The following is a 14,009-nucleotide window of genomic DNA, read 5'->3' on the forward strand; positions in this document are numbered from 1 at the left end:
ATTTTCATCATCTGGGTGTGCTGATTATCATATTTATCGATTTTCTAATGTGTTAACTTTTCCATAATGCTGGTAAAAATCTCATTCAGTGCTGAGGGTGTAGAATCAGCGGTAAATGGCGTGCAGGAGCGCCAATATACCGTTGATATCTTAGCCGGAAATTAATCTCTGTTTTTGGCATTACGCTTTCTCAGGTACATTATTTAAAACGGTTTCTCGATCCATCTTTTCAGGCGAAACTGACCTTGGCAGATCCCACGCCAAGTAAGTTAATTTTCAACTGATCACCAGGATTAACTGGCGCCATTGTGGTGAGGGAGCCAGAGAGAATGATTTCTCCATGAAGTAATGCCATATTCAGTGTTCCTAGCATATTCGCTAGCCAGGCAACTGCGTTAGCGGGATGCTCTAGTGCAGCGGCGCCGATGCCGGTGTCAACCAGTTTGCCGTTCTTCTCCAGCGTTATTGTAACGGCAGCTAAATCAATTTCTGATGGCAGACGGGTACCATTACCAATGACAAATAACCCTGATGAGGCATTATCAGCAACAGTATCTGTGATTTTTATTTTCCAGTCACGGATACGGGAATCGACAATTTCGATACAGGGCACGATGTAATCTGTTGCCCTGAGTACATCTCCCGCCGTAATACCTGGTCCACTCAGATTGTGTTTTAGGATAAAGCCAATTTCACCTTCAGCTTTCGGTGCGATTAATTGTTCAATGGGTACAGTGGCGTTGTTTTTGTAATGCATATCTGAGGTGAGAATGCCAAAATCGGGTTGATCGACGCCCAATATATCCATAACTACCTGGCTGGTAATACCGATTTTTTTGCCGACAATTTGTGCTCCGGTTGCTTCCAACCGGCGAACAATAACTTTTTGCTGGATGAGATAAGCATCGTGTAATGTCAGTTCTGGATATTCATCAGAGATAGGATCGATAGCTTGACGATTCTGCCACGATTGAAATAATTTCTCACTAAGATGGTTTATGACGTTATTCATCTGTTGTTGCTCCTAATCAAACCACAGAAGTGACATTCCAACTGGAATATCACTCGTCTGAAAGAGACATTATCTGTTGCCATTGAGTAAAAAATCGATATGAAGTCGGTTGAATGTGTCCGGGTCTTCATATTGAGGCCAGTGACCGCATTTTTCCATCACGACAAAACGACTATTTTTGATAAGCCTGGCAAGGCGCTGACCTACTGAAACCGCAGCAGTCGGATCGTGTGTGGTCCATAGCACTAGGGTTTCAGCCTGGATCTTTGCCAGCTCATCTTCGGTCAAGAGGTTACGTAAGCGGGTATCCATATCTTGCAGGCACATAATGTTTTCCATTGCGGACAACATACCCGGTTGACGATAAATGGCAAAACGGGCTTCAACCAGGTCTTCTGTCACCATAGCCGGGTTTTCCATCAGGAATTCAAGACGCTTGCGGGTAGCTTCCCGATCCGGGTTCTTCACGGCATTCAAGCTCAGTGTGCGCAGGCGTTCCATCACATTTGGATCAGCAATCATGCCACCGGCGGTGTTCAACACCAGACGGTGAATATATTGCGGATATTTTGCTGCAAACCGGGCTGCAACCCATCCACCTAACGACTCGCCAGAAAGGTGAATTTTTTTCAGATTTAATGTCTCAATAAGATCCCGCAGGTGTTCCACATAATCGATAATTTCATAGGAACGGACAGGTTTATCCGTGAAGCCATGCCCTAGCATATCGATCGCCAGTACACGAAAATGGGCAGCATGGGGCAGTATGTTGCGCATATAAGCTTCTAAATGACCTGCAATACCATGTAAGAAAATGAGAATAGGTCCATTACCTGCTTCAAGAACACGGGTTTTTATCCCTTTTACATTGAGATGATGTAGATGGATTTCACCACTGGCAATGGCCGACCAAAGCGAACGTAATTCAGGTTGTATAGGTTTATGTTGAGGGTTTGCTGATGTTGACATCATGATATCTCCCTTATTTATTTTAAGTTAATACGTTATTAATATAACGACCACGGGTAATATTCACTAATACTTAATATGTCTAGCCTGAAAGGTAAAAACAATGACGCTTATTTTTATTCTTACAGGTATTTATTTTCAACAACATCTATTAAGTGCGATAATAATTCTGAGGTGTTGTCTTTTCGCCATGCCATTATTAACTCTATTGTCGGGGAATAGCCTGATAATGGCCGACAAATAACCGCATCTGTCATGATGCTGGTAATATAGAGTGGTACTATTGCACACCCTAAATTCAGACTAACCATGTTTAAGATTAATAGCATATTATTAGCTGTTTGAATAATATTAGGAACGACATTATGTTCGGTAAAGTAATTTTCTATAATCTGTTGTAATACGCCAGATTGTGTTGGATCGGGAGTAATAAAATTTTCTCCGTGTAGATCGTTGACTGAAATTTTCTCACAATATCTTAGCCTGTGATTAGCGGGCATCAGAACCACCAGCGGTTCATTAAGAATGACTTTAAAATCAATATAATCACTCTTTATCGGCGGACGCATGAAAGCGACATCAATGTCACCTTGTAATAATTTATCTTCTTGTCCTGGATTAAATAAACTAATAAGTTCTACTTTTGCTCCAGGATGAGCCAGGCGAAATATTGGGATGACTTCAGGTAATACTTTAACTTCTGCTGATGGGACAAATCCAATAGTTAGCACAATTTGTTCTTGTGCCGCTCTGCGGGCCATTTTTTTTGCTTTTTCTGCATTGTCAAGAATAAGTCGGGCTTGTTGGAAAAAAACTTCTCCCGCTTTGGTTAGAGAGACTCTACGTTTATTTCTCTCTAATAGTGTGGAACCAATATAATCTTCTAAATCTTTTATTTGTTGACTTAATGAAGGTTGTGCAGTATGCAATTTTTTTGCGGCTTTAGTAAAGTTTAATTCTTCTGCCACCGCAATAAAATAGCGTAAGTGTCTTAATTCCATTGCCGTTTCCTCACATATCGAAAAAAAGTCTCAATTTAAACAAACAATGTATTTCACAAAATATTAATCTATTAATAGCATTCATTTTGCATGTTGGCAAAAAGTCAACCTTTCTTTTACTTGAGGATTGAATAATATGACATTGAGCAAAAATTCAGATATTTACCGCCTGATTGATGCCCGAGCCGGTCGTGTAACTCCTCAGATTTATATCGATCCCGAGCTCTATCAGTTAGAACTCGAAAGAATATTTGGCCGTTGTTGGCTGTTTCTAGCTCATCAGAGCCAAATCCCCAGTCCGGGTGATTTTTTCAATACTTATATGGGAGAAGACAGTGTTGTTGTTGTCCGCCAGAAAGATGGTTCCGTTAAAGCATTTCTAAACCAGTGTCGCCATCGTTCTATGCGGGTTTGTTACGCGGATAGTGGTAATACCCGTGCGTTTACTTGCCCTTATCATGGTTGGTCATATGGTGTGGACGGACGATTAGTCGACGTTCCGTTGGAAGCGTGCGCCTATCCACATGGGCTTTGCAAAGAGCAATGGGGACTTCAAGAAGTGCCATGTGTGGAAAATTATAAAGGATTGATTTTTGGTAACTGGGATACGACTGCGCCCTCCCTGATTGATTATCTTGGCGATATGGCTTGGTATCTTGATGGTGTGCTTGATCGCCGTGAAGGAGGAACTGAGGTTATTGGCGGCGTGCAAAAGTGGGTGATCAATTGTAACTGGAAATTACCCGCTGAACAGTTTGCCGGTGATCAATACCATGCTCTATTCAGTCATGCCTCCGCTGTACAGGTTTTAAGTGTAAAAGAGGGCGACAGTCATAAAGCATTAGGTGCTGATCAGACTTCCCGGCCAGTTTGGGAAACGGCAAAAGATGCCGTGCAATTTGCCCAGAATGGTCACGGTTGTGGATTTTTCTTGACCGAAAAACCCGATGCCAACGTTTGGGTTGATGGCGCCGTTGCCCGTTACTACCGTGAAACTTATGCTGAGGCAGAGCAGCGACTGGGAAAAGTCAGAGCACTGCGTCTTGCCGGTCACAACAATATTTTCCCGACGCTTTCCTGGCTTAACGGCACCGCAACCATGCGGGTGTGGCATCCGCGTGGACCTGATCAGGTAGAAGTTTGGGCGTTCTGCATCGCAGATAAAGCCGCTTCTCCAGAAGTAAAAGCCGCTTTTGAGAACAGTACTGCCCGTGCATTTGGTCCGGCAGGTTTTCTCGAACAGGATGATTCAGAAAATTGGGTAGAAATCCAGAAAGTACTTAGAGGTTACAAAGCCCGTAACAGCGCATTGTGTATGGAAATGAGATTAGGACAAGAAAGAGTGCGAGATGATGGAATTCCGGGTGTGACCAATTATGTTTTTTCCGAAACCGTTGCCCGTGGCATGTATCAGCGTTGGGCTGACTTACTCACCAGCGAAACCTGGGATGAAGTAGAGGAAAAAAGCCGGGTTTATCAACAGGAGTTGGTCAAATGAAAGAGTTAATTGTCAATCAGGAAAAAAGGGTATCGTCGGAACTGCATTATGAAATAAGCCAGTTCTTGTATTACGAAATTGCATTACTGGATGAGTGGAAATTTCGTGACTGGCTTGAGCTGTTATCAGAAGATCTCAGCTATACCATGCGCACCATTGTTAATGCTCAAACCCGCGATCGCCGTAAGAGTATCCAGCCGCCAACCACTTGGTTGTTCAATGATAATAAATTTCAACTTGAACGCCGGATAGCCCGGTTGGAAACCGGTATGGCATGGGCAGAGGAACCCCCATCTCGTACACGCCATTTACTGACAAATTTAGTGATTACTGAAACGGATTCGCCTGACCAATTTTACGTTCAGTCCAATTATTTGCTGTACCGTTCACAAAAAGAGCGAGATGAAGCTTTTTATGTTGGTAAACGGCTGGATTGTGTTCGCCGTAATCCGAAAACGGATAGCTGGCTGATTTGCAAACGTGAAATTACTTTGGATCAGGCAGTCTTAACTTTCCATAACTTGAGTGTCTTATTCTGATGAGCCAATTATTCGTATGTACTGTTGGAGAATTGCCCGACGGAGAAGCGCGTAAGGTTGAATACACACCGGATATTGCGCTGTTTCACTGTGATGGCGAATTCTTTGCTGTTGATGACCGGTGCAGTCATGGTAATGCCTCGATATCCGAAGGGTATTTGGAAGACAATGCGACAGTTGAGTGTCCACTGCATACGGCCAGTTTTTGTCTCAGAACCGGGAGGGCGCTTTGCCTTCCTGCAACAGATCCATTGAAGACCTACCCTGTTGTTGTTAAAGACGGAAACATTTATATCACTGTATCGGAGGAGCAATAATGAGTTGGATCAAAGATCAAGTCATTTTATTAACAGGCGGTGGCTCCGGTTTAGGTTTGGCTTTAGTAGAACGTTTTATTGCTGAAGGCGCTAAAGTGGGCGTTTTGGAGCTATCGGCAGAAAAAGCGACAGCTTTAGCGCACTGTTTTGGTAACGATATTTGTGTTGTTCACGGTGATGTTGCCTCTTTTGAGGACAATGAACAAGCAGTGGCTGAAACTGTTCGACGCTTTGGCAAATTAGACTGCTTTGTTGGTAATGCCGGGATATGGGATCATAAAATCAGCTTGCTTGACGCCTCGCCAGAGCAGATTGATAAAGGATTTGATGAGCTGATGGGTGTGAACCTGAAAGGGTATATTCTAGGGGCTAAAGCCGCGTTACCGGCGTTAACCGCATCAGAAGGCAGCATGATTTTTACATTGTCAAACTCGTCATGGTTTTCTGGTGGTGGAGGGGTGTTGTATACCGCCAGCAAGCACGGCGCGGTCGGCATGATCCGCCAGTTAGCTTATGAATTAGCGCCAGTTATCAGGGTTAATGGTGTTGCGCCTTGTGGTATGCCAAGCGATCTTCGTGGGGCAGCTTCACTATCTCAGCAAGATAGATGTATTACAGATAATCTGTCATTAGAAAGTCTCGGTGCGATTTTGCCTTTGCAATTCATACCTCAGCCAGAAGATTTCACCGGTCCGTATGTCATGTTGGCTTCCCGCGCCAATAACCGCACTTTAACGGGAGTGATGATAACGGCTGATGCCGGGTTAAGTATCCGTGGCATTCGCCAAGCTACAGCGGGGGTGATGTCTCCGAACAAAAAGGAGAGTTCAAATGACCATTAAATTGATTTGTACTTCACACACGCCTTTAATGGACTTTGGTTCTCCACCTGAAACGACAGAAAAGCATGTTAGGCAGGTTTTTCAGCAACTGGCTGAACAGATAAAAGCCTACGACCCACAATTGATAGTAATTTTCGCTCCTGACCATTTTAATGGTTTTTTTTATGATCTCATGCCGGCATTTTGCGTTGGAGCCAGGGCGAATGCAGTGGGGGATTGGGATATTGGTCAAGGTCCACTCAATGTTCCTGAGAACACAGCGCAGGATTTAATTTCCGCCTTATATAACGCCGATATTGATGTTGCCCAGTCCTGGCGTATGCAGGCCGATCACGGTTTTACTCAACCACTGATGTTGCTTTGCCAAGATTTACAGCGTTATCCCACTATCCCAATATTTATTAACTGTGCAGCTAAACCATTGCCGACATGCCGCCGCGCTGTTGCGTTAGGTCGTGCGGTTGGTCAATTCCTATTCACCAAAGATCAGCGGGTATTGCTGCTAGGTTCTGGCGGCTTATCACATGATCCCCCGATACCCCAGATGGGACAAGTGCCGCCGGAAGTTGAGGAAGGACTGATTGCCGGAAGAAATCCGACAAAAGAAGTGCGTCAGAAACGGCAAAACCGAGTCATTGAGGTTGGAAAATCGTTGGCTCGTGGTGAGAATGTCGTTGCTCCGTTGAATCCACAGTGGGATGACGAGTTATTGCGTATTTTTTGTAGTGGCGATATTCGACGCCTTGCTTCATTAACTGAGGGAGGGATTGCCATTCAGGGTGGTAAGGGTGGACAGGAAATTCGTTGTTGGATTGCGGCTTTTGCAGCGCTTTCTGTTTATGGCGAATATAAAGCGCAGCGACATTATTACCAACCTATTAAGGAGTGGCTGGCAGGGATGGCAATGGTCAGTGCTCAACCTGTAACTCAGATAGGAGCGTAATATGCGGAATCAGACTTTTGTTATCGTTGGAGCAGGACAAGCGGGGGCGATGGCCGCCGCAACCTTAAGGCAGCAGCAGTTTGATGGCGATATTATTTTAATTGGTAAGGAATATCATGCGCCTTACGAACGGCCAATTTTATCGAAAGAGTATTTAATCAACCCAGAGGAAGCGCCGAAATATCTGTTCTCCGAAGATTTTTATCTGAAAAACCAGATAGATCTACGCATAGGCCAATCGGTCAGCCAGATTGTGCCATCAAAACATTGTGTCGTTTTAGAAAATGGCGGCGAGCTTAGGTATGACAAACTCCTGCTTGCTGTGGGGGCAAGAGCGAGACGGTTTCCGCTCCTCGATCAACTGGGTGAAAATGTTTATACCCTGAGGACGTTGGATGATGCGCAACGTTTACGCCAGGCGGTGAAAAAAGACAAACGGATTTTGATTGTTGGTGGTGGTGTAATTGGCCTGGAACTGGCGGCAACCTCCTGTGAATTGGGAGCGAATGTTACGGTTATCGAACAGGCGGATAACATCATGGGGCGTTGTGCCCCACCGTTATTGCAGGATTATCTTCTGAATCGTCATCAGGAAAACGGGGTGCAATTCTTCCTTGATACCAAAATTGTTTCCGCACAAAAGCAAGGGAGTGAATTAGTACTTATATTGAACACCGGAGAAAAGGTGATCGGAGATATTATTATTTATGGCATCGGCGCCGAATTCAGGGATCAGCTTGCCGCTGATGCCGGTTTGGTGACTAATGGCGGTATCGTCATTGATAGCCGTTGTCAGACTTCTGAACCGGATATTTTTGCTGCCGGGGATGTTTGCCTCCAGAGAGAACCACTGACAGGTGATCTCCAGCGCCGTGAAACTTGGGAAAATGCTAACCGTCAGGCGACTATTGCCGCACACGCCATGATGGGGTTGGAACCCCCGCAGCCGGGCGCTCCGTGGTTTTGGACCGATCAGTGGGGCATTAACATCCAGATGGTTGGTAATATGCAGGCTGAAGAGTGGCATGTTCAGGGTGATTTGCAATCAGATAAGGCCATTTTATTTGGTACAGAGAATGAAGTTTTAGTCGGTGCTGTCGCGATTAATCAGGGAAGAGAAATGCGCAATTTACGGAAATTACTTGCTAATTCAACGGTTGTTTCGGTGTAGTATTTGAATAGCTAGGTTTATAGTTATAAAGCATGACGGTATTTTATTAGCAATGAGTGATTTTATTATTGATTTACCCTTAAGGATATCACTGTCTCTGAAAAAGATTACGGCTAAAAACCGTAATCTTTATTTTAATATTACAACGATGTCTTATTAATGTTTAATAACATAAAGATCTTTCGATGACATAAGACCGAGTGGGCTGATATAATATCCCCCAATATAAGGTTTTACTAATCTGGCACTGACATAGTAATAAATAGGAATTGACGGGACATCTCTTGTAAGAATATCTTGTGCTTGCTGGAAATATTCTATGTCGTTTGTTGCTTTGGCCTTACTAATCAGATCATCATAAATATCGTTATGATATAATGATGTATTATTAGAACTATTGGTGACATAATTATTTAAAAACGAAGCAGGATTATCGTAATCAGCTATCCATGCGTGTCTGACCAAATCAAAGTTACCTTGATGCATGGTGTCTAACATGGTTTTCCATTCTTGATTTTGTAAGACAGCATCTATGCCCAGATTCTTCTTCCACATTGAGGTGGCTGCGATAGCAATCCTTTTATGATCCTCTGATGTATTATAAAGAAGGTTAAGCTTCAATGGGTTATTTCTATTATAACCTGCTTCATTCAATAACTGCCGGGCTTTTTCAATTCTTTTTGCCAGAGTCCATGATGCATAATCAGGCTGTTTTAAGTTCATTCCTCCTGTGCTTGGTGGAGTGTTATTATAGGCCGGCTTTTGGCCTTGCCCTAAAACTTTATTGGTTATGATGTTTTTGTCTAAAGCCAGATTTAATGCCTGTCTGACTCTAATATCATTAAAAGGGGCTTTTTGGGTGTTAAATTCGTAATAGTAAACACCTAATTTAGGAGAAATATGGACCTGGCTGCCTAACTTAGTTTTTAAAGAGTTAAATAAAACCGATGGGATACCCTTTGTAATATCTATTTCTCCTGCTAAATAACGGTTCACTACCGCTGTTTCTGATGTGACGTTAAGATAGGTGACTTTATTAATCACGGTGTGTTCATTGTCCCAATATTGTGGATTCCTGACGCCAATTATTTTCTCATTGACGATCCATTCAGCGAGTTTGAATGGACCACTACTGACAAACACATTCGGTTGGGTCCATTTTTCACCATACTTCTCAACCGCTTTCTGGCTGATAGGAACCATAACTGGGTGTGCCAGCATATTTAAAAAATAGGATAACGGTTGCTCTAATGTTACTTCTACCGTTAAATTATCCAATGCTTTTACACCTAATTCATCGGTTTTTTTCTTACCGGCAAGAATATCTTTGGCATTTACTATATACATGTTTTCAATATAACTGCCATACGGGGACGCCATTTGGGGATCAATTAAACGTCTCCAGCTAAAAACCACATCGTGAGCGGTAATAGGTGAACCATCAGACCATTTTATTCCTTCTCTTAGATGAAACACCCAAGTTTTATTATCGTTAGTTTCCCAACGGATAGCTAAATTAGGATTAAACTTACCATCATTTCCTATACTGATTAATCCACTGAAAAAGTCGTTTATAATATCAAACTCAACATCACTTTCAACTTTATGCACGTCAAGAGAAGCAGGTTCTGAGCTATTATGACGAACAATATTCTGGTCGGTTGCCAGCTGTGTACCGGGTGGAATAATTGCTGCATGAGCTAATGTCAAGCTTCCAAGCATAACTCCTGTGAATAAGGATATGTTTTTTATTGTTTTTTTCATCATGATTTCTCCAGTAATAGCGCATTTTTTCAGATTGATACTACAAACAAATTAAGCAATACCCGATATTATTTCTTCTGTAAATGGGATTTTAGTTTTAAATTTAATGGAACAAAGACGTAAGCGAATGATATTCGACCAGATCCTATGGTTGTATTCAATAGTCTGAGCTTCCTGTTTATGACTTGTTCTACCAAGAGGAATGAGTAGTGGTCAAGCATATTCACATGTTTATAACTGTAACTAAACGGCTATAGCTTGGCTTCGTCCCATGAATTTTTTGTAAATACTCAATTGACAGAACTCTGATCAACTTCTACTTTTATTTTTAACTACGGTTAAAAAGGGGAAAGAATATGGCTACTCTTGAACAGATTTTAGAAGATCTAAACGAACTTGATTTCATACAAGCACAAGACAATGTTGAAGTTATGCGAAATGAGGAAGGCTGTTTCGTTCATGTTCGAATGATCGCTTATGATGATTTGGTCTAATTATAAATAGGGGGGATTTGATTCGACAGTATCCCCTCTTTTTTCAAAGGGGGTATAGTATGATACACCTCATTGGTATTAACGAGGTTTACAGAAATCTAGCTGTCCTTAGTGCATTAAAATCAAAAATAGCTCCCAAAACGTCTGAAGAATTGGAGCTTGGATTTCATAATTTTTTAAAGGGCTATCAACCCAACGTTCCGCGGTTAGAGAGTGTAGGAACTCAGATAGTCGAGGACCCTGAGATGGAAGACAAGCTGGTAGAGCTTTATCGAACAGACGCTTTGTTAAATGATAGAGATCAATCATCTCTGATTGGCGATAGTCTGAAAGACGATGTTCGTAAGCAACGACTGGAGTTTTTGTTAGCTGCATTAGAAGAATTGAAGCTAAGGATGCCACAGATATACGCTGTATTTCAGATGGCGATAGATAGTTTATTTCTGAGAGACTCAAAGAATTCAGGGGGCGGTTCTACCTCGAACGCTGTGGGTGTGATTTGGATCAACAGCCGTAAACACTGGCACGTACAAGATCTCACGGAATTATTGGTCCATGAACTTACTCATAATTTAGTTTTTATAGACGAACTTAGATATTTGCACTTCCATGACTACAAGCTTCTCCAGAATGAAGCCAATTTTGCAAAATCAGCAATACTCAACATTAAGCGCCCTATCGATAAAGTCTTTCATAGTATCGTCGTAGCTGTAGAAGTTCTTTTGGTGAGACGAAACTATCTCGGAGAACCAGAAAAATGCCACGTTCATCCGCCATCGGATAAGATGCTTACACAGGCGCTGGAGGCATTAAATTCTTTGGCTGATCTTCCTAACTATAGGGATTTAATCACGGAAAGAGGCCAGTCAATTATGCAGAAGTGTCAGGGGTATCTTGATCTAATGGTAGGACGAGAGAAGAAGCTTGCATAATGGTTGAAATAAAAGGCTCTATGGAAACATTTCCACTTTTGTACCATTCGAGAATGCTTGCTGATGAACATCGTTTGAACTGCTTCAAAACTGCAATCGATCGAATTGTTCAAGAGGATTCTCATGTAGTTGATTTAGGGGGAGGGACTGGAGTTCTAACTCAGATGTTAGCTCAGAAAACTAATGGATTGGTTACTTATATAGACATGTTGGAAGCTAGTAGTATTGTTGCTCAAATACTCAATAGGGGCTTAAGTAAAAATATCCAGTACATTAGCAAAAAATCTTTTGATGTCCAGTTGAAGGATCGGCCGGATGTTCTTGTGACAGAAACCTTGGGTTATTTTGGAATCGATGAAGGTATTGTTGAGCTCTGCCACGATTTTTGTACTAGACACCCAAGTATCAAAATGCTGATTCCTTCTAAAGTGAGTCTTAAATATCAGTTTATACACTTGCCTGAACTAAACGCTGATTTTGATCTTTTATTGAGTAGTTACGCTTCTCGATTTGGTTCTGTCCCGGCAGAACTAGTGTCCGAGTTTGAACGCTTATTCTGCAATTTGATTAGAAAAAAAATTATCAAATCAGACGGAATGGAAGTTTGCTCTGAACCAAAACTCATTCGCCGATTTAATCTTGGATTAGATAAGAGCTCAGACACAGAGTATTCCGTCGAATGCAAGGCGTCTCAACGTGCAAATGCTATCCATTTTTATTTTGAGGCTGAGCTTGCAGACGGTGTTAAGTTAAGTAATTACGTATTCGAACCTAAGACGCACTGGCTTCACAGTTATGCAGGAATTCCCAAGGGAATCTCTAGTGGACAATTGAAGTTTGTATCTACTGAAAGAAAAATAAGATTAAGATGGAAGTAAAAAAGTCGGCTATTGAATTTTTAATTAATAAAGCATTTGCCTTTGCTTTGATTTTTCTTATTGTCCAACAGTTAATTGTGGCCTCCTCTACTTATTGGATAGCGGGGCTGGCAAAACAGGTAAGCGCCAATGAGAATTTTACTCTGTATCTTGTCCTTTTTATACTTTCTCTTACACTCGTCTATATTCCTTCTAGCTTAGCTGCTGTTTTTCTTGAGAAGTCTAAGTTTCTTGCACTTGAGAAATATGTCGAAAGGTTTCGTCTTAATTTCTGGAATCGGGCTTCTATTCGAACGAGTAAAGAGTTTAAAGACTATCATTTGCCCTATGTGTCCTCAGAAGGGTTTCTGGTTTTTAATGAAAGTTCCAAATTTATCTTTGATTGGGCCTCTGTTGTTCTAAATGTTTCATTGAATGTACTTGCCCTTTCTTTTGTCCTTGATACGTCGATTGCATGGTCCTACCTTGTTGGTCTTGCCTTTGTTTCGGGCGTCATTTTTTTCTTTAGAAAAAGAATTCATGCAAAGGGAACAGAAGCTCAATCTGCCAGAACAGCCCTTCAACGTGTTTTATCTTTGGCGTGGGACAATTTCCTATTGGGCAATAAATACAATCAGTCTATTTATCAAAGTGAACTGAAGGTCCGACAGAGTTTGGCTTTAGGAACAGCCGTTCGTAGCCAATACTGGAATAATCTTGCTTCAGCGTTGGGCATGCTACTAATGATGGCGCCGGTACTTGTTTGGACAAGTGTTCTCTTCTTGGAAAATATGGACAATCCTTCTGTTCTCACGGTTCTGGTTGCAACCTTACCTCGCCAGGTTCTTATTCTTCAGCACGCATATATCGTGATTTTCTATTCTACGAGTTGGTCGGCATTAAGTGCGAGGCTCAGGGGGCTAGGACAGGCTGTAGAGACTCCAAAGACATCGCAGAATCTGGAGGAACGAATCCAATGGAATCGCTTGAAATGTGAAACTCATGGCACTTTGCCAGACTTGGCGAGTTTAAAAGAACTTATTATTAAGCCAGTTCCGTCGTCTGGACGAATCACAATTAGAGGGCCAAATGGAGTGGGTAAGTCCACTTTTCTTTGCTGGCTCAAAGAGCAGTTGGGTGAGTCGGCTTATTACCTTCCGGCGCATCATGAACTTGTTTTTGAAAAAACTAGTGAAAAGAATCTGTCGACTGGGCAGGAACTGCGGGAATTTCTTAAGGAAATCTCTGTTAAGGCAGTGGATAAGATAGAGATCCTGATGTTAGATGAGTGGGATGCTAATTTAGATATTCAATCTCGTCAGGTATTCAGCGAGCTTATCGATAAGTTAAGTGAGTCTCTGCTGATTGTGGAGGTTCGCCACAACGTGTAAGCGACTCTTTGGGAGTACCTTTCTAGGTAAAGATGATCCACTTTAGACGGATGCAGCGATGTGTCAAAATTGTTATGCATCCTAATTTACCATGAAGCCTTTTAGCACTTCATTGCTCACTAGTAATGAAGAACATCGTTTTCCCATAGCTACGGTAGTATCAACTCCTTTAATAGAGAAAGACCAATGGAATTAGCCATGTATATAACAGGGCCATTAGAAAGCGACAAAAATAGGTGTAAATCTGAGCACAAAGGATCGGTAAATTAGTGTACAGAC

14 protein-coding genes are annotated in these 14,009 nt (G+C 42.1%); 10 read left to right on the forward strand and 4 right to left on the reverse strand.

What is annotated here, in order from left to right; all coding sequences use genetic code 11:
• Positions 1-229: 229 nt before the first annotated feature.
• From EAE93_RS03060 to hcaR, 3 genes are all read right to left on the reverse strand, one after another.
• Positions 230-1,012, reverse strand: a complete 783-nt coding sequence (locus EAE93_RS03060) for a fumarylacetoacetate hydrolase family protein (RefSeq protein WP_036806292.1) — start codon at positions 1,010-1,012, stop codon at positions 230-232.
• 69 nt (positions 1,013-1,081) lie between these two features.
• Positions 1,082-1,984: an alpha/beta fold hydrolase gene (locus tag EAE93_RS03065; protein ID WP_250150857.1), complete on the reverse strand. Its 903-nt coding sequence runs from the start codon at positions 1,982-1,984 to the stop codon at positions 1,082-1,084.
• Positions 1,985-2,103: 119 nt separating this feature from the next.
• Positions 2,104-2,982 carry a DNA-binding transcriptional regulator HcaR gene (gene hcaR / locus EAE93_RS03070; protein ID WP_214039041.1) on the reverse strand — a complete coding sequence of 293 codons (879 nt, stop codon included), beginning with the start codon at positions 2,980-2,982 and terminating at the stop codon, positions 2,104-2,106.
• 136 nt (positions 2,983-3,118) lie between these two features.
• Between hcaR and hcaE the strand changes: the two genes are divergently transcribed.
• From hcaE to hcaD, 6 genes are read left to right on the forward strand one after another with little or no spacing between them, the layout of a single operon-like run.
• Positions 3,119-4,480 (forward strand): 3-phenylpropionate/cinnamic acid dioxygenase subunit alpha, encoded by a 1,362-nt coding sequence (gene hcaE / locus EAE93_RS03075; RefSeq protein ID WP_036806286.1) that lies wholly within the window; start codon positions 3,119-3,121, stop codon positions 4,478-4,480.
• Positions 4,477-5,019, forward strand: a complete 543-nt coding sequence (gene hcaF / locus EAE93_RS03080) for a 3-phenylpropionate/cinnamic acid dioxygenase subunit beta (RefSeq protein WP_036806283.1) — start codon at positions 4,477-4,479, stop codon at positions 5,017-5,019. Before hcaE ends, hcaF begins: the two co-directional genes overlap by 4 nt.
• Complete coding sequence (gene hcaC, locus EAE93_RS03085; RefSeq protein ID WP_036806280.1) at positions 5,019-5,336, forward strand: 3-phenylpropionate/cinnamic acid dioxygenase ferredoxin subunit; 318 nt, start codon at positions 5,019-5,021, stop codon at positions 5,334-5,336. Before hcaF ends, hcaC begins: the two co-directional genes overlap by 1 nt.
• The gene (gene hcaB, locus EAE93_RS03090) at positions 5,336-6,178 is read left to right on the forward strand and encodes a 3-phenylpropionate-dihydrodiol/cinnamic acid-dihydrodiol dehydrogenase (protein ID WP_214039042.1); all 843 of its coding nucleotides are present in this window, start codon (positions 5,336-5,338) and stop codon (positions 6,176-6,178) included. The genes hcaC and hcaB overlap by 1 nt, the downstream gene beginning before the upstream one ends.
• Positions 6,168-7,121: a 3-carboxyethylcatechol 2,3-dioxygenase gene (locus tag EAE93_RS03095; protein ID WP_214039043.1), complete on the forward strand. Its 954-nt coding sequence runs from the start codon at positions 6,168-6,170 to the stop codon at positions 7,119-7,121. The genes hcaB and EAE93_RS03095 overlap by 11 nt, the downstream gene beginning before the upstream one ends.
• A gap of 1 nt (position 7,122) precedes the next feature.
• Positions 7,123-8,292 (forward strand): phenylpropionate dioxygenase ferredoxin reductase subunit, encoded by a 1,170-nt coding sequence (hcaD, locus tag EAE93_RS03100; RefSeq protein WP_214039044.1) that lies wholly within the window; start codon positions 7,123-7,125, stop codon positions 8,290-8,292.
• A gap of 156 nt (positions 8,293-8,448) precedes the next feature.
• Here the strand turns inward: hcaD and EAE93_RS03105 are convergent, their stop codons facing one another.
• Positions 8,449-10,059 carry an ABC transporter substrate-binding protein gene (locus tag EAE93_RS03105; protein WP_214039045.1) on the reverse strand — a complete coding sequence of 537 codons (1,611 nt, stop codon included), beginning with the start codon at positions 10,057-10,059 and terminating at the stop codon, positions 8,449-8,451.
• 353 nt (positions 10,060-10,412) lie between these two features.
• Between EAE93_RS03105 and EAE93_RS03110 the strand changes: the two genes are divergently transcribed.
• Genes EAE93_RS03110 through EAE93_RS03125 form a run of 4 tightly spaced genes read left to right on the forward strand, consistent with a single transcriptional unit; the run spans position 10,413 to position 13,730 of the window.
• Positions 10,413-10,550 (forward strand): hypothetical protein, encoded by a 138-nt coding sequence (locus tag EAE93_RS03110; RefSeq protein ID WP_011146464.1) that lies wholly within the window; start codon positions 10,413-10,415, stop codon positions 10,548-10,550.
• Between the two features lie 59 nt (positions 10,551-10,609).
• Positions 10,610-11,482, forward strand: coding sequence for an aKG-HExxH-type peptide beta-hydroxylase (locus tag EAE93_RS03115; RefSeq protein ID WP_052105696.1), 873 nt, complete (start codon positions 10,610-10,612; stop codon positions 11,480-11,482).
• Positions 11,482-12,360, forward strand: a complete 879-nt coding sequence (locus EAE93_RS03120) for an SAM-dependent methyltransferase (protein ID WP_036806264.1) — start codon at positions 11,482-11,484, stop codon at positions 12,358-12,360. Before EAE93_RS03115 ends, EAE93_RS03120 begins: the two co-directional genes overlap by 1 nt.
• Positions 12,351-13,730 (forward strand): ATP-binding cassette domain-containing protein, encoded by a 1,380-nt coding sequence (locus EAE93_RS03125; protein ID WP_036806261.1) that lies wholly within the window; start codon positions 12,351-12,353, stop codon positions 13,728-13,730. Before EAE93_RS03120 ends, EAE93_RS03125 begins: the two co-directional genes overlap by 10 nt.
• Positions 13,731-14,009 lie beyond the last annotated feature (279 nt).

The sequence above is a fragment of the Photorhabdus akhurstii genome (genome assembly GCF_018448925.1).
Lineage (GTDB): Bacteria > Pseudomonadota > Gammaproteobacteria > Enterobacterales > Enterobacteriaceae > Photorhabdus > Photorhabdus akhurstii.